This window comes from Skermanella sp. TT6 (assembly GCF_016653635.2).
Classification (GTDB): domain Bacteria; phylum Pseudomonadota; class Alphaproteobacteria; order Azospirillales; family Azospirillaceae; genus Skermanella; species Skermanella cutis.
Map to the genome: position 1 here is coordinate 5,273,581 of NZ_CP067420.1, position 20,614 is coordinate 5,294,194.

18 protein-coding genes are annotated in these 20,614 nt (G+C 69.5%); 7 read left to right on the top strand and 11 right to left on the bottom strand.

Annotation, left to right across the window (positions count from 1 at the left end; all coding sequences use genetic code 11):
- Window positions 1–18: 18 nt before the first annotated feature.
- Together IGS68_RS24620 and IGS68_RS24625 are read right to left on the bottom strand one after the other, a co-directional pair.
- The gene (locus IGS68_RS24620; RefSeq protein ID WP_371821859.1) at window positions 19–3,555 is read right to left on the bottom strand and encodes an FAD-dependent oxidoreductase; all 3,537 of its coding nucleotides are present in this window, start codon (window positions 3,553–3,555) and stop codon (window positions 19–21) included.
- 162 nt (window positions 3,556–3,717) lie between these two features.
- Window positions 3,718–4,227 (bottom strand): hypothetical protein, encoded by a 510-nt coding sequence (locus IGS68_RS24625; protein WP_247881064.1) that lies wholly within the window; start codon window positions 4,225–4,227, stop codon window positions 3,718–3,720.
- A 214-nt stretch (window positions 4,228–4,441) separates the two neighbouring features.
- Between IGS68_RS24625 and ispH the strand changes: the two genes are divergently transcribed.
- Window positions 4,442–5,392, top strand: coding sequence for a 4-hydroxy-3-methylbut-2-enyl diphosphate reductase (gene ispH, locus IGS68_RS24630; RefSeq protein ID WP_201075029.1), 951 nt, complete (start codon window positions 4,442–4,444; stop codon window positions 5,390–5,392).
- Between the two features lie 39 nt (window positions 5,393–5,431).
- Here the strand turns inward: ispH and IGS68_RS24635 are convergent, their stop codons facing one another.
- The 3 genes from IGS68_RS24635 to IGS68_RS24645 form a co-directional block, all read right to left on the bottom strand.
- Window positions 5,432–5,797 (bottom strand): hypothetical protein, encoded by a 366-nt coding sequence (locus IGS68_RS24635; protein WP_201075030.1) that lies wholly within the window; start codon window positions 5,795–5,797, stop codon window positions 5,432–5,434.
- A 190-nt stretch (window positions 5,798–5,987) separates the two neighbouring features.
- Entirely contained in the window at window positions 5,988–6,206 is a 219-nt protein-coding gene (locus tag IGS68_RS24640) for a hypothetical protein (RefSeq protein WP_201075032.1), read from the bottom strand.
- Window positions 6,207–6,821: 615 nt separating this feature from the next.
- Window positions 6,822–7,856, bottom strand: a complete 1,035-nt coding sequence (locus IGS68_RS24645; RefSeq protein WP_201075034.1) for an Rpn family recombination-promoting nuclease/putative transposase — start codon at window positions 7,854–7,856, stop codon at window positions 6,822–6,824.
- A 154-nt stretch (window positions 7,857–8,010) separates the two neighbouring features.
- Between IGS68_RS24645 and IGS68_RS24650 the strand changes: the two genes are divergently transcribed.
- Together IGS68_RS24650 and rnhA are read left to right on the top strand one after the other, a co-directional pair.
- A complete protein-coding gene (locus IGS68_RS24650; RefSeq protein ID WP_201075036.1) occupies window positions 8,011–8,988 on the top strand; it encodes a homoserine kinase in 978 nt (325 codons plus the stop codon).
- A 5-nt stretch (window positions 8,989–8,993) separates the two neighbouring features.
- A complete protein-coding gene (rnhA, locus tag IGS68_RS24655) occupies window positions 8,994–9,455 on the top strand; it encodes a ribonuclease HI (RefSeq protein WP_201075044.1) in 462 nt (153 codons plus the stop codon).
- 16 nt (window positions 9,456–9,471) lie between these two features.
- On the opposite strand, the gene IGS68_RS24660 is transcribed toward rnhA, so the two are convergent.
- Both IGS68_RS24660 and IGS68_RS24665 read right to left on the bottom strand, forming a co-directional pair.
- On the bottom strand, window positions 9,472–10,527 hold the full coding sequence (locus IGS68_RS24660; protein ID WP_201075046.1) for a porin: 1,056 nt from the start codon (window positions 10,525–10,527) through the stop codon (window positions 9,472–9,474).
- A 214-nt stretch (window positions 10,528–10,741) separates the two neighbouring features.
- Window positions 10,742–10,951 carry a hypothetical protein gene (locus tag IGS68_RS24665; protein WP_201075047.1) on the bottom strand — a complete coding sequence of 70 codons (210 nt, stop codon included), beginning with the start codon at window positions 10,949–10,951 and terminating at the stop codon, window positions 10,742–10,744.
- A gap of 201 nt (window positions 10,952–11,152) precedes the next feature.
- Here IGS68_RS24665 and IGS68_RS24670 point away from each other — a divergent pair, with 201 nt between their 5' ends.
- The gene (locus IGS68_RS24670) at window positions 11,153–11,995 is read left to right on the top strand and encodes a peptidoglycan-binding domain-containing protein (RefSeq protein ID WP_201075049.1); all 843 of its coding nucleotides are present in this window, start codon (window positions 11,153–11,155) and stop codon (window positions 11,993–11,995) included.
- 140 nt (window positions 11,996–12,135) lie between these two features.
- A complete protein-coding gene (locus IGS68_RS24675; RefSeq protein WP_201075051.1) occupies window positions 12,136–13,815 on the top strand; it encodes a putative transporter in 1,680 nt (559 codons plus the stop codon).
- Between the two features lie 3 nt (window positions 13,816–13,818).
- Here IGS68_RS24675 and IGS68_RS24680 read toward each other — a convergent pair whose 3' ends face one another.
- On the bottom strand, window positions 13,819–14,673 hold the full coding sequence (locus IGS68_RS24680) for a CE1 family esterase (RefSeq protein WP_201075053.1): 855 nt from the start codon (window positions 14,671–14,673) through the stop codon (window positions 13,819–13,821).
- Window positions 14,670–15,203, bottom strand: coding sequence for a DUF4142 domain-containing protein (locus IGS68_RS24685; protein WP_201075056.1), 534 nt, complete (start codon window positions 15,201–15,203; stop codon window positions 14,670–14,672). Before IGS68_RS24685 ends, IGS68_RS24680 begins: the two co-directional genes overlap by 4 nt.
- Window positions 15,204–15,391: 188 nt before the next feature.
- Here IGS68_RS24685 and IGS68_RS24690 point away from each other — a divergent pair, with 188 nt between their 5' ends.
- Both IGS68_RS24690 and IGS68_RS24695 read left to right on the top strand, forming a co-directional pair.
- The gene (locus tag IGS68_RS24690) at window positions 15,392–17,506 is read left to right on the top strand and encodes an ATP-binding protein (protein WP_201075058.1); all 2,115 of its coding nucleotides are present in this window, start codon (window positions 15,392–15,394) and stop codon (window positions 17,504–17,506) included.
- A gap of 21 nt (window positions 17,507–17,527) precedes the next feature.
- Complete coding sequence (locus IGS68_RS24695) at window positions 17,528–17,962, top strand: response regulator (protein WP_247881065.1); 435 nt, start codon at window positions 17,528–17,530, stop codon at window positions 17,960–17,962.
- Here IGS68_RS24695 and choX read toward each other — a convergent pair.
- Complete coding sequence (choX, locus tag IGS68_RS24700; RefSeq protein ID WP_201075065.1) at window positions 17,937–18,893, bottom strand: choline ABC transporter substrate-binding protein; 957 nt, start codon at window positions 18,891–18,893, stop codon at window positions 17,937–17,939. The genes IGS68_RS24695 and choX overlap by 26 nt on opposite strands.
- 37 nt (window positions 18,894–18,930) lie before the next feature.
- On the bottom strand, window positions 18,931–20,466 hold the full coding sequence (gene betC / locus IGS68_RS24705; RefSeq protein ID WP_201075067.1) for a choline-sulfatase: 1,536 nt from the start codon (window positions 20,464–20,466) through the stop codon (window positions 18,931–18,933).
- Window positions 20,467–20,614 lie beyond the last annotated feature (148 nt).

Below are 20,614 nucleotides of genomic sequence, written 5' to 3' on the forward strand. Positions count from 1 at the left end.
TCGGTTTCGACATATGGCCTACCCTGCCCTCCGGCGGACCTGCAGGGCCTTGAGGCAGCGGTCGATCCACTGGGCCGTCAGCTTCTCCTGGACGCCGTTCTGGCGCAGGCGCTCGTTGAGGCTCGGGAAATCGACGCGGTCGAGGTCCTGGTCCTGGTCGAAGCAGGAGAAGACCACGGTCTCGGCGCCGGTCTCCGGGTCCTTGTGGGCCTGGAGGCACTGGGCGCAGATCTCCTTCATCATGCATTGCATGGGGCTGTTGATAGAGCCGATCGCCACGTGCCCGGGCTTCAGGTGCGGCGCCAGGACGGTGTGCCGGGCCAGCGCCACCGCGTGCATCATCCGGTCGGAGCCGATCGCGACGATGCGGTCCACCTGGTCCAGGGGAATGGCGGCTTCGCCCAGTTCGCCGTCGGCATAGGCCTGCATCGCGCGGACGATGTTGCCGACGAAGCGGCGGTCGCCGGGCCGGCCCGGCTCGAACCCGGGCGCCTCGTCCGAGCACCAGACCACCAGGTCGGCCGCCGCCTCGATCTGGTCGACCTTGTAGCGGTCGGCCAGCTTCTTGTAGCCGGCGAAATAGACTACCCGGTTGCCCCTGGCCCGGCATGCCTGCCCGATCGAGAACAGCACGGCGTTGCCCAGGCCGCCGCCGACCAGGCAGACGGTCTCCCCCTCCGGAATCTCGGTCGCGGTCCCGGTCGGCCCCATCAGGACCACCGGATCGCCCGCCTTCAGCAGCGCGCACAGGTCCGACGAGCCGCCCATTTCCAGCACGATGGTGGACAGCAGCCCCTGCGTCCGGTCGACCGACGCGCCGGTCAGCGCCAGCCCCTCCATCGCGAGGGTGGTGCCGTCCACCTGGTGGGCCAGGGTCTCGAAATTCTGCAGACGGTAGAACTGGCCGGGCCGGAACCGCCCGGCGGCGCGCGGCGCCTTGACGACGACCTCGACGATGTTGGGGGTCAGCCGGACCACGTGGTGGACCGTGGCCCTCAGGTCATGGTTCGCCATGTCGATCACGGCGTCTGCCGGCACCGCAGTCGGCTTGCGCTTGGCGAGCACGCGGGAGACTACCGGATAGCCCTGCTTCGCCCCGCCCATGGCCTTGACCACGTTGCCGGCGAAGGATGGGTGCAGGTCGCCGAAGAATGAGACCGAGCGTCCGTCGGAATGGCGGCTCATCAGCACATGGACCGCCTCCGGCTTGCACAGCCGCTCCGGCACGGCGGGGTCGCCGTTCTCGTCCAGCGCGCGGAAATAGCGGCCGTCAAGCTCGACCCACTCCGGCTCCTCGCGCGCCAGGACCGTGTTGGGCTGGGTGCCCGCCGCGATCAGGATCGTGCGGGCGGGCAGCAGCACGTCCTCGGCGACCGGCGCCACCACGCCGTCGGGCCCCACCGCCTCGTGGCGGAGATGCAATCCCGAGGCATGGCCGAACCGGTCCACCTCGACCGCGCGCGGGCTGACGCCCTCGACGAAGCGGATGCCCTCGGCCAGGCCGTGCTCGACCTCCTCGTGGTTCAGGGTATAGCTCGGCGAGTCGATCAGGCGGCGCCGGTAGGCGATCGTCGCCCCGCCCCACCCGTCGAGCAGTCGCTGGAGCTTCGGCGGATGGCCTTCGACCCGCGCCCGCTCGCGCTCCGCCCGGATCGCCCGGGCGTGGGCGATGAACTCGTCGGCGACCAGGGCTTCCTCCTCCGACCAGACCCGTCGGACCGCCTCCTCGCCCCGCTCGGCGGACAGGATCTCGTAGCGGCGCAGGAACTTCTCGACCTGGACCGGGTAATAGGCCAGCGACTCGGTCGCCGTGTCGATCGCGGTGAGGCCGCCGCCGACCACCACGATGGGCAGGCGGACCTCCAGGTTCGCGACCGACTCCTCCTTCGCGGCGCCGGTCAGCTGGAGCCCCATCAGGAAGTCCGACGCCTGCCGGACGCCGCGCGCCAGGCCGTTGCGCATCGGGATCACGGTCGGCTTCCCGGCGCCGGCGCACAGCGCGATATGGTCGAAGCCGGCGTCGAAGGCGTCCTCGATGGTCAGGGTGCCGCCGAAGCGCACGCCGCCGACCATCACGAACCGGCGCCGCCGCTCCAGCAGCAGGCGGATCAGCTTCAGAAAGTTCTTGTCCCAGCGGACGGTGATGCCGTACTCGGCGACGCCGCCGAACCCGGCCATGATCCGCTCGTCCAGATGGTCGCGCAGGTCGGCGATCTGGCGGATCGGCCGGAAAGGGACCCGCCGGCCCATGGGCAGGACGCCCGACAGGTCGGCCGGCAGCGGCTCGATCTTCAGCCCGTCGATCGCGACGACCGTGTGCCCGTCGTTCAGCAGATGGTGCGCCAGGGTGAACCCCGCCGGCCCCAGCCCGACCACCAGCACCTTGTAGCCGCTGTCGGGCCGCGCCAGCGGGCGCCTTATATCCAGCGGGTTCCAGCGGGTCAGCAGGCTGTAGATCTCGAACCCCCAGGGCAGTTCGAGCACGTCCTTCAGGGTGCGCGTCTCGGCCTGCGGGATGTCCACCGGTTCCTGCTTCTGGTAGATGCAGGCCTTCATGCAGTCGTTGCAGATGCGGTGGCCGGTCGCGGCGCACATGGGATTGTCGGTGACGATCATCGCGAGCGCCCCCACGGCATGGCCTTGGGCCTTGACCGTGTGCATCTCCGAGATCTTCTCCTCCAGCGGGCAGCCGGCCAGCGTCACGCCGAACGGGCTCTTCTGGTACCGGCCGGTCTTGCGGTCGCGCAGGCCCTTGGAGCAGCTGTCCTTGCCCTGGTGATGGCACCAGATGCAATAATTCGCCTCGTCCAGCGCGCCGATCAGATCGGTTCCCGGATCGGTCAGGCCGAACCCCTGGCGCAGCCGGCGCCGGTCCTCGGGCAGCCGCATCATGGTGACGCCGGCGGTCTCCACCGTTTCCAGCGGCACCAGATGCTCGGGATCGGTCTTGCGCGGCACCTGGAACAGCACGCCATGCCCGTGCCGCGCCCGTCCGGGTCCGGCGTGGAGCGCCCAGGCGGCGTAGCGGACGGCCAGGTCGAGTTCGGCGGCATGGGCCGCCTCGTCCTCGCCCCAGGCGAGGACCGCGCCGGCGAAGGTCAGCTCGTCGAACTGGATGCCGAGATACGCTTCGAGCGCCGCCGTCAGCGCGTCGCCGTCAAGCCCGGCGGCCTGCTCCGGCCGATAGGCCTTGGCTGCCCGGCGCTGGACGAACAGGCGCTTGGCGGCGTAGAGCGGCGCCAGCTGGTGATGGCGCGCGGCGAGGTCGCGCAACGCCCCGCCGATGCCGAACAGCAGGCCGACGAAATCGTCGAGATGGGGCGCCAGCTCGATCAGGACGGCGCTCTCGGCCGCGGCGTCCAGCGCCCCGGGCTCCGCCCGGGCGGCCAGCAGCCGGTCCGCCAAGGCGGCGTCGGCCTGACGGAGATGGTCCGTGAACCGGTCGTCGAGCCTGGAGAGCCCGGCATGTTCGTACAGGTCGGTGAAGGCGAGGCCGAAGCCGAGACTGAGTTCCGTCATGACAGGCGTGGCGCCCCTGTGCTGGCCTTCACTCACCGGCCGGTTTCCGGATCGGGCTGCCGGCGGTCTCCAGGGCAGGCCCGCGTCGTCGATAAACCGATGCCTGGATTTGTAACACGCCCCCGCCATCACGCCACGCCGAAACCCCGGCCGCCGGGAACCCCGCGACCAGCGGACGCACCCCCGGAAATTCCGTCGTCAGAAGCTCCTTTGCGGATTCCGGTTGAATTCCAGTTCGGCCGGGTCGAGCTGGAAGCCCACGACCACGCCGTAGCTGGCCGCGCTGACGCCCTCGGCCAGGGGGATCTGCTGCTGCAGCTCCTCGATCGAGCCGCCGCGGCCCACGTTGGGCGAGAAGTCGATCGTGGTGTCGAACTCTCGCTTCGCGATGATCCGGCCGGCCGGATCGGTGATCGCGACGAAGTAGCGGTACGCTCCCTGGGTGTCGCGGGTCGCGGGTCCGCGCTCGGCCCCCAGGACCAGATTGAGGTTGACGGTCACGCCGTCGCGGCCATATTCGCACCCGCCGGTATAGTCCAGCACCGCGGCCCGCGACATGACGTCCGTCAGGTCGCGGCCGCCGCTGGCGCGGAAGCGGGTCACCTCGCGGGTCTCCTCCGGAATCGTCACGCGGGGGCAGGCCAGGGGGACGGCGTTCGCTTCCGCCGCCGCGGGAGGCTGGCCGCCGGTGCCGGAGCAGGCAGCCATCAGGGGTATGATCGCTGCCAGCAATGCGCCGCGGGCTTTCCTGCCAAGCGTTCCTATATTACGGTCGGGTCCGAAAAACATCGCCACTTGATGACTCGCTTGTAGGTTCGTGCGGTGCGACTGTAGAGCAATGCGTCGGCACCGCACAAGCCGGCCACACCATCCCTACTCCGGCGGGACGCCCCGCCGGGGGTACCAAGTGCAAGGTTGAACTATGTCCAGGCCTCTGACCATCCTGCTGGCCAGCCCGCGGGGCTTCTGCGCCGGGGTTGATCGCGCGATCCAGATCGTCGAAGTCGCGTTGGAGAAGTACGGCGCACCGGTCTATGTCCGCCACGAGATCGTCCACAACCGTTTCGTCGTCGAGGGATTGGAGGCCAAGGGCGCCGTCTTCGTCGACGAGCTGGACGAGATTCCCGACGACGTTCCGGTCGTCTTCTCCGCCCACGGCGTGCCCAAGGCGGTCCCGGCCGAGGCCGAGCGGCGCCGGATGTTCTATCTGGACGCCACCTGCCCGCTGGTCAGCAAGGTCCATATCGAGGCCGAACGCCACCACGAGCAGGGCAGGCAGGTGATCCTGATCGGCCATGCCGGGCATCCGGAAGTGGTCGGCACCATGGGCCAGCTTCCCGAAGGCAGCGTCGTGCTGGTCGAGAGCGTCGGCGACGTCTCCAGGATCGAGGTCGAGGACCCGGAAAACCTGGCCTTCGTGACCCAGACGACCCTGTCGGTGGACGACACCGCCGCCATCGTGGCTGCGCTCCAGGCCCGCTTCCCGGCGATCGAGAAGCCGCGCAAGGAGGACATCTGCTACGCCACGACCAACCGGCAGCAGGCCGTCAAGGCGATAGCGCCCCGCGCCGACATGGTGCTGGTGGTGGGGGCGCCCAATTCGTCCAACTCCATGCGCCTGGTCGAGGTCGCCCGGAACCACGGCTGCGAGCGCGCCATGCTGGTCCAGCGCGCCACGGACATCGATTGGAGCGCGCTGGAGGACGTCCGGACGCTGGGCGTCACCGCCGGCGCCTCCGCCCCCGACGTCCTGATCCAGGAAGTCATCCAGGGCGCCCGCGACCGGTTCGACGTCACCATCGAGGAGGTGACGCTGACCCGGGAGGATGTCGTGTTCAAGCTGCCGAGGGTGCTTACGGCGGCGGCGGAATAGCGCCGCCGAACGGGGTTCCGGGCCACCCGGCCCCGGGAGTCAGGGGCCGGCGCCCTTCTCGGCGCTGCGGCGGAACAGGCGGGTCAGCCCGATGGCCTCGCCGATTCCCGCAAGCCCGAAGCGGAAACCCCGTTCGGGCGGGCGGCCGTTGGGAAACTCCGCCGCCTCCGCCCAGAGGTCGCCGACATAGGCCGCGTAGTCGAGGGGCATCCGCCCGATCAGGCCGGACAGCACGCCGGCGGGGACGTTCGGCCCGGTCGCCAGGGTGATCCGCCGGCCCAGCCCCATGATGAAATCGCAGTTCTCGTCCGTGTCGAAATCCGCCCTCCGCCCGATCTCCAGCAGCCTGGCGATCTGGTCGGTGATGTCGAGTTCGACACCCGTGTCTTCGTTGACGAGAATCATGCTTCGTGGCTCCGGAGTTGAACGGCAAACAATGCTGACGATTTCACACGCTCGGCGCGGGGTACATCCCGCACCTGAGGCCGCCACAAAGTAATCGTCGCATTGTGACATTTCTCCGTGCCTTTTTGTGCATCGCAAAGGCAACCGGGATTGACATGATAAAAGCCGCGAGCGGGCAACGAACCCTGGACTACTCCCGGATCCAGACGTGTTCTGTCACGATATTGAGATCCGCCAGGTCCTTCAGCCGCTGGATCAGCCTCTTGCTGAGCAGCGTCCCCTTGCCGACGATGATCAGGCCGGACGGGATCAACACGTCCTTGGCCGGCACGCTGCCCGGGGCCACGTCGGCCAGCGCCGTCCTGACCATGCCCGCGTGCGGCGCCTCGGGAGGAGCCGAGGCGCACATCCACCTTGGCGTCTTCGGTTCCGGAGCGGATCGTACGGATCTCCTCGCCGAGAACCCGAGCCGGCCGCGACGCGAGCGCGCCCCTGATGGACAGCAGGTCGGTCCGGCTGACCAGCCCGACGACCCGACTGTCGCCGTCCACCACTGCAAGGGCCGGCCATTGGGAGTCATTGGCCAGATGTTGGACCACCGCCTCGCAGGCGGTCTGGAAATGGATCGGCGTCGGCGGGACCAGCATGTCCGCGGCGCGGAACTGGTGGCTCGGCACAGTGGTTTTGATCGATTTGCCGTAGGTCGGGCCTCGGCCGAAAGCCGACACCGACGGTGTGGCCGGAGCCTTGACGCAGGGTGTCGGCGTTGGCCCTGACGGGCGAAGGCCGACCCACCGCACTCCGCTCCACGGGACTTGTCAGAACCACTGCGCAGCACCATCAGCGCCGGCGGGCGACCGGCTGGGGGAGGGCGGAGTCGGGAGCGGCGGTCCGGCACGATCATTCTCTCGTAGCAGCGCGGACGCAATTCCAGGCGAAAGCGTTTCGCCTGCGTGACGCCAGCGTGGATTTCTTTCCTGCCGGACGGAGGTCCGCCGCATTCCCCCGTATGCCGTCGGAGAGCCTAGTGGCAATCCCCCAGCATCGCCTCGAGCGTCGGTGCGTCGAAAATGTCGTCCGCCCAACGGTCGAGCTCTTCGAAGGAAGCCCCGCGCACCCGCCGGACCGCCCCCTCCGGGAGCGGACCGAACCGGCGCCCCAACTGCCTGAGCAGCATCTCCGCCTTGGCTTCGGCCCGGCCCTCGACCAATGCGGCGGCCCGCGCTTCCGCCCTCGCCTCCGCCCGCGCCTCGTCCAGATATTCGCGGAGCGCTATCGATACCACCATCTCGTCCTCCTTCGGCACGACCCGGGCCAGCATGGCCTTCAACCGCTCCCGGTCCAGGGCTTCGGCCGCCCCGAACAGATACCTGACCACCGACACGATCACCGTCAAGCCGGCGCCCGCCGCGACGGACAGCAGGCGCTCCAGCGTCTCCTGCGGGTCGGCGTCGCGGCCGGCATATTTCAGCACCAGCAGGCCGGCCGGCAACTCGGGATGCCGGGACAGCTCATGGTCGGCGATCGCCCCCAGGTCGACCAGGACATAACCGAAATCCAGCAGCCCGGCCTCCACCAGCCCGGCCGGCATGCCGTAGGCGTCGCGCAGCCGGGTCGGCAGCGCCCAGGTTCGGGTCCCATGGTACAGCACCACCGCATAGACCGGAACGGGAACCATCAGCACGGTACCGTCGGGCAGCACGCGGCGCACCGCGCCGCGCACGGCGGCGGCGCCGAGATAGCCCAGCACCTGGGGAAAGGTACCCTGGTCGGGGCTGCTCTTGAGCTCGCACAGGACCAGCACCCGCAGCGGGTCGCCGTTCCGGGTGCTCAGCGCGTAGAGCCGGTCGCCGCGGCGTTCCCGGAGGGCTGCGTCGATGAAGCTTTCCGAGCGGTCGACCGCCGGGGCGTCGGACAGGCAGGCTGCCACCGCCGCCGGCAGCCGCTCGCGCAGGAATGCGTCGGCCACCCCGGGCTGGTCGAGCAGCTGCTTGGCGAACTGGTCGTGCTGCCGGATCAGGCGCCGGCCGCCGCCTCCATCGTCGCTCTCGTCGGTCATTCGGGCACCACCTCGGTCGGACGGCTGTCCACACTTTCGTATGGTGGCGCCCGCGCCTGCTCAAGGACGGCGATGTCGCAGGCGGAAGGCTCGAGGCCCCGCCCCCAAGCGGAGCTTGACCCCCGATCCGAAAAGGGTTAGTTGCCGAACCGCCATGGCCGTCTATACCGAAGTTTCCGACGAGGACCTGAACGCCTTCATCGCCCAGTATCCGCTGGGCGCGGTGCTGTCGTGCAAGGGCATCGCGGAAGGGGTGGAGAACTCCAACTACCTTCTGGTGACGGAATCCGGGCCGTACATCCTGACCCTGTACGAGAAGCGGGTGAACCGCGCCGACCTGCCGTTCTTCCTGGGCCTGATGGAGCATCTGTCGGCCAAGGGCGTCGGCTGCCCGGTACCGCTGCACGGCCATGACGGGGAAGCCCTCCGGGAACTGTGCGGCCGGCCCGCCGTGCTGGTGACCTTCCTGAACGGCATGTGGCCGCGGCGGATCGACCCGTATCATTGCGCGGCGCTGGGCGAGGCGATGGCCGCCATGCACCTGGCCGGGGCGGATTTCGCGATGGGCCGGGCCAACAACCTGTCGGTCTCCGGCTGGCGGCCCCTGTTCGAGGCCTGCGCCGACCGCGCGCACGAGGTCAAGCCGGGCCTGGCGGAAGCCCTGGCGGCGGAACTGGACCTGCTGGAGGCGCGCTGGCCTTCCGCCGAGGGGCCGGACGCCCTGCCCTCCGGCGTGATCCATGCCGACCTTTTCCCCGACAACGTGTTCTTCCGCGGGCGCGACCTGTCGGGACTGATCGACTTCTATTTCGCCTGCACCGACTTGCTGGCCTACGACGTGGCGATCTGCCTGAACGCCTGGTGCTTCGAGCCCGACGGCGCGTTCAACGCGACCAAGGCGCGGCTGCTGCTGTCGAGCTACCGCAAGGTCCGGCCGCTGTCCGACGCGGAACTGGCGGCGCTGCCGCTGCTCGCCCGCGGCAGCGCGCTGCGGTTCCTGCTGACCCGCCTGTACGACCTGCTGAACCACCCGGCCGGCGCCTTCGTCAAGCCGAAGAACCCGTTGGAATACTGGAACAAGCTGCGCTTCCACCAGCAGGTACGCGGGCCCGGCGATTACGGGCTGGAGTGACCGGAATGGGCACCGAACCGAATGGCCCCAAGGTCGTCGATATCTATACCGACGGTGCCTGCAGCGGCAATCCGGGGCCGGGCGGCTGGGGCGCCATCCTGCGCTACGGCGCCGTCGAGAAGGAGATGTGCGGCGGCGAGCCGAACACCACCAACAACCGCATGGAACTGATGGCGGCGATCCAGGCCCTGGAGGCGCTGAAGCGCCCGGTCAAGGTCCGGCTCCACACAGACAGCCAGTACGTCAAGGACGGGATCACCAAGTGGATCCACGGCTGGAAATCCCGCGGCTGGCAGACCGCCGACAAGAAGCCGGTCAAGAACGTCGAGCTGTGGCAGCGCCTGGACGCCGCCAAGGCCGGCCACGAGATCGAGTTCCACTGGGTCCGCGGCCATGCCGGCCACCCGGAGAACGAGCGCGCCGACGAGCTGGCGCGCAAGGGCCTCCAGGAGGCGCGGCGGCGCTGAACCGCGCCCGCCCGAATCAGAATTCCAGGTTGACCGCGATCAGGGCCACGTAGCCGTCGCCGACCTCCGGATCGTCGTCGTCGAAGAAGATCAGGTCGGGGCCGACGGTCAGGCCGGAAGCGACCTGGTAGGCGGCACCCACGGCATAGATGTCGATGTCCCGGCCGGGCAGGTCGACCTTCTGGTACTGCGCCGCCACGCCCCAGGCGTCGGCCTCGTAGCTGACGCCGACGTTCCAGGACTTGGCGTCGGGATCGTCGGTCTCGATCAGGCTGTCGCCGTTGTCGTTGTAGGCGCCGCCGACCTTGAAGCCCTGGTAGCCGACCTGGGCGCCGACGCCCCAGGCGTCGAAGTCCTCCGCCTCCGTCCCGTCGTTGGCGTCGCCGTGGACATAGCCGGCGCCGATCTCCAGCGAGAAGCCGGCGACTTCCCGCTGATAGCCGATGCCGACCTCGATCAGGTCCTTGTAAAGGTTGTCCGTATCAGGGTCCGTCGGATCCAGGGCGACGACGTTCTGCCCTTCGCTGTCGAACTGCGGCGTGTAGGAGACGCCGGCCCGCAGGCCGCCGAATTCCGGGGACATATAGGTTATCTTGGTCGAGTCGGACGTGTCGGTCGGCAACAGCAGGTCGTCGGTGTCGATGTCCGGCCCGGCGAAGTCGAACCAGTCCTCGTCGATCTGGCCGTTGCCCACGGTGGGCGCGAAGACGAACAGCTGGTCGGCGGCGCCGTCCTGGTCGCCGAATTCCAGCCGTCCCCAGACGCCGCCGAGATAGACCGACGCCTCGTCGGTGACGATGCCGCCGCCGGCACCTTCGTTCTCCAGCTCGATCCGCGCGCCGTAGAGCAGGCCGTTGTCGGCCTTGCCGTCGGCGGCGACATGGATCTCGACCTCGTTCTGGAACTCCCGGCTGGTCGCGCCGGTAACGTCGCTGTCATAGGTGGCGGCCCGGAAGGTCGTGAAACCACCGAGCTTCACCGTGAGCTGCGCCTCGGCCGGCTGGGGCTGCATCACCGCCAGCGCTGCCCCGGCAAGTAAGGCAGCACTGAAGGATTTCGATCTGGACAACATCTGACCGCTCCGAAACACATGGATCCTGGAACGGACTTCTAATGACAATGCAATACACTACCAAAAGAGCAAAGGTCTAGCTTCTACGGGATCCTCTTGCTGTGCCATATAGGTGACACGCACTGCCGGAAGAAATCGTAATTCCTTGCATGAGTGCAGTAGTTACGAAGCATGACTGCAACGATACTGAAATCTCATGCTTTAAGCTTAGCCATTAATCCGGACTGCCGAAGCGTTCGACTGCCGGAGAGCCTCCGAGCGGATCGGCAGGCTTGTCGGCCTCCCGAGCCTTCCGCATCTTGAGGTTGGCTTCCTGCGCCTCCTGTCCCGATTCGTCGTCGAACAGTCTCTCGACAGTCCGCGCGTTCTCTCCGGGATCGCTCTTCAGGGCATCGGAAAGATCGGGAATCGGCTTCTTTTCCACGGCGCTGCTCCTTGGATGGATCGCAGCGTGAACACCCCGGCGGGGGCGGAGGTTCCGGGCCGCCCCTCCATCATCCGCTACCGATTGTTGCCCCAACGTATCACACCCGAACTTCCCGGCGGCGGACACCAAAAAGATGCGGCGCGCCCGGGGCACCGCCTGATATGAAAGATCGGATTACTCTGCCAGGGAGTTTTGGGAATGGGGTTCCGGGGGCATTGGCTCGCGGTGTTGGGCGTTGCGGTCTGCCTGTCGGTATCGGTACCCGGGGCCGGTCCGGCCCGTGCCGCCGATCCGAAGAGCGCCGACGTGCAATGGGCGCAGACGATCCTGAAGGACAAGGGCTTCTTCAAGGGCCGTCCCAACGGCGACATGAACGATCCGACCCGCGCGGCCCTGCGCGCCTACCAGAAATCGGCCGGGCTGAAGCAGACGGGAGAGCTCGACCAGGCGACCACCAGCCATATGCTCGCGGCACGCCAGGCTGCGGCGGCGCCGACCATGGGCAACCTCGCGGGGCCGAACGGCCGTCCCCAGCCGAGCCAGGCCCCCCGCGGCGAGGCGCCCAGGCCGGTGGCGGCGCCGAGGACCCAGGTCGACTCCCACGGCGCGCCCGAGGGCGTGCAGGCCCTGGGCGTGGTCGGCCGGTCCTCCGGCCAGTCCGAGACGGCCGGGAACTCCAGCTACACCGCGCCCGCTCCGGCGAGGCGTGCCGCGGCGCCCGGCGAGCCGGTTCCCCAGGCCGCTCCCCGCACCGCCGTAGACACCGTCGGGCAGGCCCCGCCGGAAGGCATGCGCGAGGCGCCGGACCCGGCGGGCAGCGGGATCATCGTGCCGGAATGGGTGCGGACCGGCGTGATCGGCATCCTCGCCGGCACCTTCGGCATCGCCGGCCTGACCTTCTGGCTGAGCGGGCGACGGTCGTCGCGCAGGCGCAGGGCCGCCGGTCCGGCCGGTTCGGCGCCCCTGCGGCGGGAGCCGAGCTTCGACGGCGGCAAACCGGGGGGCGGCGCCCCGGTATTGCGCGCGACCCGCCCGTCCTGACCGGACCCGCTCCGGAAGGTCGCGCCGCCGGGACAAATTGCTGCATTGCAGCAAAAATTGTGGGCAGGGATGGCCGTCCCGGCGTAGCATCCCTGCAGCCATACCGTACCCTTCCCTGACCGACCGGGATATCCCCGCCCATGGAACTTCTGACCGGCCTGATCGGCGACTTGCCGGCCGTCACCCAGGTCATGCTGATGCTGTGCCTCGTCGCCGTGCTGGGTCTGGCCCTGGGCGAGATCAGGCTGGGCGGCGTCGGACTCGGCATCGGCGGCGTCCTGTTCGCCGGGATCGCCGTCGGTCATGCCGCCAAGCTGGCGGGCGTATCGCTGGATCACGCCATGCTCGATTTCGCGCGGGAGTTCGGGCTGATCCTGTTCGTCTACAGCATCGGGATCCAGGTCGGCCCCGGCTTCTTCTCCGCGCTCAAGCGCTCCGGCCTGGCGCTCAACCTGATGGCGGCGGCGATGGTCGGTCTCGGCGCCGCGACGGCGGTCGCGATCCATCTGGCGGGCGGGCTGCCGCTGCCGGTCGTGCTGGGCCTGTTCTCCGGCGCCGTGACCAACACGCCGTCGCTGGGCGCCGCGCAGCAGGTGCTGAAGGAGGTCGGCGCCGCGCCGGAGATGCTGGCCCTGCCCAGCCTGGGCTACGCCATGGCCTATCCGTTCGGCATCGCCGGCATCCTGATCACGATGCTGGCGGTGAAGGCCCTGTTCCGGCTCGACCCGGCCGAAGCCGCCCGAGCCTTCGAGGAGCGGCGGCGGTCGGAGGTGGCGGCGCTGGAAACCATGAACGTGGCGGTCCGGAACGAGGCGCTGGGCGGCCGGGCGATCGGCGACCTGCCCGGACTGGCGGGCTGCGGCGTGATCGTCTCGCGCATGATGCGGGACGGCAGGCTGCAGGTGCCCCACGACGGCACCCTGCTCCGGGCCGGCGACGTGCTGCACCTCGTCGGGCCGAAGCCCGGCCTGCTCAGGATGCGGTCGGTGCTGGGGCCGGAGAGCGACCTCGAGCTCACCACCAGGGGAACCGACCTCGCCTGGGCGCGGGTGGTGGTGACCAACTCCCAGGTGCTCGGCAGGTCGATCGCGGCGCTGAACGTCCAGGACGCCTACGACGTCCGCATCTCGCGCGTGGTCCGGTCGGGGGTCGAGCTGGTGCCCGATCCCGCCTTCAGGCTCCAGTTCGGCGACATCGTCAACGTGATCGGCACGCCGGAGCATATCCGGCAGGTCGCGGGCGTGCTGGGCAATTCGGAACGGCGGCTCCAGCAGGTCCATCTGGTGCCGATGTTCCTCGGCATCCTGCTGGGGCTGCTGCTGGGCAGCGTGCCCATCGCGATCCCGGGCCTGCCGGCGCCGCTGAAGCTGGGGCTCGCCGGCGGGCCGCTGATCGCGGCGATCCTGCTGGCGCGGGTCGGCCATGTCGGGCCGCTGGTCTGGTTCATGCCGCCGGTCGCCAACACGGCGCTGCGCGAGCTGGGCATCGTGCTGTTCCTGGCGGTCGTGGGCTTCCGGTCGGGCGACCGCTTCGTCGATACCCTGGTCCACGGCGACGGGCTGGCCTGGATGGCCTGCGGCGCGCTGATCACCCTTGTCCCGCTCATGGCCGTGGCGCTGTTCGCCCACATGGCGATGCGGCTGAACTACCTCAGCCTCTGCGGCCTGCTGGCCGGATCCATGACCGACCCGCCGGCCCTGGCCTTCGCCGGCGCCATGGCCCGGAGCGAGGCGCCCGCCCTCGCCTACGCGACGGTCTACCCCCTGGTGATGTGCCTGCGCATCCTGGCGCCGCAGGTGATGGTGCTGCTCCTCGCCTGACGCTCAGCGGAGCCCCTGGAAGAAGTCCATGATCGCCTCCGCGGTCCCCGGCGGCCACTGGTGCGGGTAGTAGCGCCCGCGGGCATTGACGTCCCGGTCGTGCGGGCACCACAGCACCGGGTTGGCGGGATCGCGGTCGGCGAACCGCTCGCACCGGAAGGCGCCGGCCCCGGCCGGCTCGGGCGAGGCCGCGTCCTGTCCGTTCTGGGCCACCAGGGTGTCGCGGGCCCGCTCGCCTTCGGTGATCGGGACCAGTTCGTCCGCCGGATTGTGCAGCATCAGCGCCGCGACGCTGCCCCGGCAGCGGGACGGCACGATGCCGCCGGCGACGCTGCCGACGCCGCGGATCCGGTCGCCCCGGGCGCAGGCCAGGCTGTTGACGAAGGATGCGCCCAGGGAATGCCCGACGACGAAGATGCGGTCGGGATCGACGCAGTAGCTCCCGGCGAATCGGGCGACGACGGCATCGAACAAGGCATAGTCGCGCAGGCTCCCCGATCCGTCGCCGGGGTCGGACCAGCTGAAGGTGCCGTCGGCCTGCCGCAGGGCCTGGGGATAGACGAACAGGGTCGGCTCGCGGGCCGCCTTGTCCAGGCCGTAATAGCCCCTGACCTGGGCATTGTCGTTGGTCCGCCCGTGGAAGGCCACGACCAGCCGGTGCGGCTGGCCCGGCTCGTAGCCGGCCGGGATATCGGCGATCAGCGCGCGCTCGCGCCCGTCCACCACGACGCTGTCCGGCGGCGAGCCCGGCGGCGGCCGGCCGCAGCCGACCGAAGACCCCGCCCCTTCCGCGGTGGCGCAGGCGGACAGCAGGAACAGCGGGACCGGCAGCAGCGCGAGCCATCGGGCGGCGGTCATGGCGCCCGTTTCCCGTCCGTCGCGGGCGGCAGCTCGTCGCCGAGCGAGCGGGCGATCTCCAGGTGGTCGCGCAGCGACAGCAGGTGGTTCGCCGCGAAGGTGCGGAGCGCCGGATCGGCGCCCTCCCGCGATTGCCGGTCGAACAGGTCGATCAGCGTCTCCTGCGTCGCCGCCTCGGCCTCCAGATAGGCCCGGTCGAAAGCGGCGCCCGTCAGGTCCAGCAAGCCGCCCGGCGCCGGGTCCGGCGACGCCTCGGCGGGTGCCGGAGCGATCCCCGCGTCCCCCGCGAGCACGGTGAGCTCCTGGTTGATCGGTCCCTGGTCCTCGACGACCCGCTCCGCCAGGGTCCGCACCCGCCCGTCATGGGCCTTTGCCAGGGCCTGCTCCGCGGTTTCCAGCCGGACCAAGCCGGCGCGCGACGCCTGCTCGACGAACCGGCGGTCCTGCGCCGCGGGTTCGTCGGCAAGGGAGGGGACGGGATGTCCCACCGCCCAGGCGAGCAGGAGAAGAACGGCGGCTGTCAGCTTCATCGCGTCTGGTCCATGGCATTGCGCCCCGGGTATCGGGGCCTCCAGCTTGCTGAACAACATCGATGCCCGGTTGCTCCGGGCCGGGCGCTTCAGCATACCGGGCCGCGCATAAAATATTAATACTTACTGAGCATACAATCCTTTCTGTCCGCAGGGACATCATACCGCAAGGCAGGGAATACTTCCGCATGGGACCGCGCGACAGGTCCGGAGGATTGCGCAGGTCCGACCGAAAGCGCTGGGCCGCCCAGGCATTCGGCCTCGGGATCGTCAGCCTCCTCGGCTTCATGCTGCTGCTCCAGTTGCGCCACGACCGAACCGCGGCCCTGGCCAGCGCGACGGCGACCGCCGACCGCCTGTCCCGGGTGCTGGAGGCCCACACGCGGGAGACCGCCTCCGCCGTCGGCGCGGTCCTGTCCGCCACCGCCTTCCATCTGCGCATGAGCACGAGGGCCGACACGCTGCAGACGGACCGGGTGCGCCGGGCGCTGCTGGAGAACGCGAACAGCCTCCCCTACCTGGGGGCGCTGTCCTTCATCGGGGCCGACGGGCTGCTGGTCGCCTCGACGCGGCCGGAATTGCCCGCCACGATCGACATTTCGTCCCGCGACTACTTCCGCCGGCACGCCGCCGGCGAGACCGGCCTGCTGATGGGATCGGCGGTTCCGAGCCTGGTTTCCCAGAACGTGGTCCTGCCGATCAGCCAGCGGGTCGAGACGGCCGAGGGTGCCTTTGCCGGCGTGCTCGTGGCGGTGATCGACTTCCGGCATTTCCAGGCGTTCTACCGGACCCTCAGGATCGGGGACCTGGGGCTCGTGGCGCTCTATTCCGGCGAACGGGTGATGACGCTCGAACTTCCGGACGGCCGGCCCGGCGCCTATGCCGACGTGCCGACCGGGATGCTGTTCCAGGACGCCCTGCCCGACGCCGGATCCGGGACGTTCCACGCGAAGACGCCGCTCGACGGTGTCGACCGGATCATGGGCATCCGCACCATCGACGGCCTGTCGCTCGGCGCCATGGTCGGCGTCTCGGTCGATGAAGCGTTGGCCGACTGGCGCCTCGGTGCCCGCAGCCACGCCCTGGTCTGGCTGGCGGCGGGGCTGGGCGTGGTCGGGCTGACCGTCATGCTGCTGGGCCAGATGCATCGCCGGGATCGGGCGACCGAGGCCCTGCGCGCGGCGGGGGAGCGGCTCTGCCGGAACGAGCAGCACCTGACCCGCGCGCAGACCGTGTCGCGCATGGGCAGCTGGGAGCTGGACCTGGCATCCGGCCGGATCCTCTGGTCGCCCATGATGTACAGGATCTTCGGCCAGCCGATGGCGTACGGCCCGACGATCGCCAACATCTTCGAACTGGTCGGCGAGGAGATCCGCGGCGACCTGCGGCGCTTCCTGGACGAGGCGGTCGCCGGCTCGACGCCTCCCGGCATCGAGTTCGACATCACCCGGCCCGATGGAGAGGCGCGGCGCTGCCGCTGCAAGTGCGAGCCCGTCTTCGCCGGCGGCCGGACCGTCGCGCTCATCGGGACCCTGCAGGACGTCACCGAGCAGCGCCGGGCCGAGGCCACGCGTCTGGAGCTGGAACGGCAGCTGCAGCAGGCGATGAAGATGGAAGCGCTGGGCACCCTGGCCGGCGGCATCGCCCACGACCTGAACAACGCCCTGGTGCCCGTACTCGGCCTGACCGAATGCGTGCTGGAGAGCCTTCCCCCCGGCAGCGCGGAGCGCGCCGACCTGGAGGTGGTGATCCACGGCGCCGCCCGGGCCCGCGACCTGGTGCGCCGGATCCTCGCCTTCAGCCGGAAGGAAACGCCGGAGCGCCGGCCGGTCGATGTCGGGGCGGCGTTCGACTCCGCCTGGGAACTGCTGCGCCACGCGCTGCCGCCCGCCGTCGCGGTCGAGCTCCGCTGCGACCCCGGATCGCAGATCCTGGCCGACCCGTCGCAGCTCCACCAGGTGTTCGTCAACCTTGTGACCAACGCCGCCCAGGCGATCGGGGATCGCGCCGGAACCGTGACCGTGACCGTGACCGCCGCCGGCGGAGAGGTCCGCCTGAGCGTCGCCGACACCGGATCCGGCATGGACGAGGCGGTCCGGGCGCGCGCCTTCGAACCCTTCTTCACGACCAAGCCGGTCGGCGAAGGCACGGGCCTCGGCCTTGCCGTCGTCCACGGCATCGTAGCCGGCCATGGCGGCCGCATCGAGTGCCGGAGCCGGCCCGGCGAAGGCACGGTGTTCGATATCCACCTGCCCGCCTTCGAGGCGGCCGGCCTGGAACCCGTCCCCTGCGACTTCATCTGACGAACAGCGACAGGTATTCGAATGGATTTCCTTCCCGACCCCGCCCAGGCGAAGACGATCGTCGTGATCGACGACGAGAAGCTGGTCCGGCTGACACTGTCCCGCATCCTGACCCGGGCCGGCTACCGCGTCGCCGAGGCCGCCGACGGCGAGGAAGGGCTCGGCGAGGTCGCCCGCTGCCGGCCCGACCTGGTGATCTGCGACATCCTGATGCCGACCAAGGAGGGGATCGAGACGATCCGGGAGCTCCGGCGCACCCTCCCCGACCTGCCGATCATGGCGATCTCGGGCGGCGGACGGCTCGGCAGCTGCGATTTCCTGCGTCATGCCGAGCAGTTCGGCGCCTGGGCGACGCTCCGGAAGCCGTTCCTGGCGGAGGAGGTGATCCGGACGGTGGGCCGGCTGCTTCCCGAACCGGCCCTGCCGTCGGTCAGTCCAGCTTCAGCGCCTGCCTGACCGCCGGAAGCGCCGGGTCGCCGCCCAGGGTGGTGACGCCGTCGAGCCAGGCGGCGATCGGCCCGGGGTCGGCCTTCAGGACTTCCGCGGCGGCCACGGCGGGGTCCTGCCGCTTGTCCTCGATCCCCTGCATGATCGCGTTTTCCATGTCGGTGGTGAAGACCAGCTGGCTGAACAACCTGCCGGCGTTCGGGCAGTCCTGGGCATAGCCGCGGCGCGCCAGGGTGTTGATCGTGGTACCGCCGTAGTTGGCACCGAAATACTCGTCGCCGCCGCTGAGATAGGTGATGTCGAACTTCTCGTTCATCGGATGCGGCTCCCAGGCGAGGAACACGATCCAGTCGTCCCGCCGGGCCTTGCGGTTGACCTGGGCCAGCATGCCCTGCTCGCTCGACGGCACCAGCGACCAGTCGCCCAGCCCGAAGGCGTCGGCCCCGATCATCCGGTCGATGTTCTGGTTGGCGGGGGCGCCGGGATCGATGCCGTAGATCTTGCTTTCGAACTTGTCGGCGAACTTGTCCAGGTCGGCGAAGCTGCGGACGCCGGCCTCCGCGACATAGTCGGGCACCGCCAGCGTGAACTTGGCGTTCTCCAGGTTCGCGCGCAGCAGGTCGGCCTCCTTGTTCTCCAGCAGCGGGCCGGCCAGATGGCTCTGGGCCGGCATCCAGTTGCCGAGGAAGACGTCGATCTGGCCGGTCCTCAGTCCCTGGAAGGTGATCGGCACCGCCACCGTCTCCACCCTCTGCTCGTAGCCCAGCGCCTTCAGCAGGATGCCGGCGACCGCGTTGGTCGCGGTGATGTCGGTCCAGCCGGGGTCGGACATGCGGACCAGCTTGCAGGAGGCCGGGTCCGCCGCCCCGGCCTGGGCCATCGGCAAAGCCGCCAGGAACCCGGCAAGCGCCATGCCTGCCGCCACGCTCATTGCCTTCATCGTCGGTCCTTTCGCATCTGTTCCCAAGATCGGCGGCTCAGGGTCTTTGAACCGCCGGAAAGCGGGCCATCGCCTCCAACTCGTCAAGGTCGATATGGTTGCGCATGTATTTCCGCGAGGCGTCGTTCGGCGGATGGTGGTCCCACGACCGGCGCTCCCCGTGGCAGAGCGCGTCATAGACCAGGTGCCGCCGCCGCTGGCTTTCCAGCACCCGGGCGTGCAGCGCCGGCAGGTCCCAGCGCCGGGCGACCTCCGCCCGGTAGGCCGCGACGGTGTCGGCCGCCTCGGGCCGCTCCGCCAGGTTGACCAGCTCGTCCGGATCGTCGGCCAGGTCGTAGAGCTGGTCGGGATCGGCCGGGCAGTGGACGAACTTCCCGGTCCCGCGCCGGATCATGACGACCGGCGCCACGGCGCCCTCCGCGAGATACTCGCCGATCGCCTCGTCGTGGCCGCCGGTCCCCTGGAGGTGGGGCAGCAGGCTGCGGCCCTCGATCGGCGTGGCAAAGGGCGGGGCGCCGCCGTCATGGGCGATCTCCGCCAGGGTGGGGAGCAGGTCGACGGAGGAAACCGACGATGCCACGCGCCTGGGCTGGAAGCGCCCGGGCGCGTGGACGATCAGCGGGATGCGGCAGGACGGCTCGAAGAAGCTCATCTTGTACCAGAGCCCGCGCTCGCCCAGCATCTCGCCATGGTCCGACAGCAGCACGACGATGGTGTTCTCCGCCTGGCCGCTGTCGCGCAGGGACCGCATCACCAGCCCGATCTGGTCGTCGATGAAGGAGACGGACCCGTAATAGGCCCGCCGCGCGTTGCGGACGTGCTGCTCCGTGATCTCGGCGTTGTCCATGTCGGAGACATGCCTCAGCCGGCGGGAGTGGGGATCAAGCCGGTCGGGCGGCAGGGTGACCCGCGGCAACGCGATCTCGTCGTCGCGGTACCTGTTCCAATATTCGGCGGTGATCGCGTAGGGATCGTGGGGATGGGTCATCGACACGACCATGCAGAACGGCCGGCCGTCGCGCCCGCGGGCGATGTCGAACAGCTTGCGCCGCGCCTCGAACACCACCTCCTCGTCGAAATCGAGCTGGTTGGTCCGCACGCACAGCCCGGCGTCGATCACCGAGCCCATGTTGTGATACCAGGACGGCCGATGCTCGAAATCGCTCCAGTCCGGGGTCCAGCCGAAATCGGCGGGGTAGATGTCGGTGGTCAGCCGCTGCTCGAACCCGTGGAGCTGATCCGGCCCGCAGAAATGCATCTTGCCGGACAGGATGGTCTGGTATCCGGCATGGCGCAGATAGTGGGCGAAGGTCGGGACGTCGGACGGGAACTCCGCCGAATTGTCGTAGGCGCCGATGGCCGACGGCAGCCGGCCGGACATGAAGACGTAGCGGGACGGCGCGCACAGGGGGCTGTTGCAATAGGCGGATTCGAAGGTGACCCCGCCGGCCGCGAGCTCGTCGATGTGCGGCGTCTTCGCCGGCCCGCCGCCATAAGCCGCCAGCACCCCCGGTGTCAGCTGATCGGCCATGAGGATCAGTATGTTCGGCCGGCCCGCAGTGCGCCCTGACATTCGATACACCTTTCTCTGCTGTGCCTGCTTCCCGGGGTAAGGCCCCGGCCGCGCGAAACGTTCCATCCGGCGATGCCGTCCGGCGATTCCATTCGGCCTGATGATCCGCGCCGTCGCGTTCACTACAATTCCAGTCGAATGCGGTCGG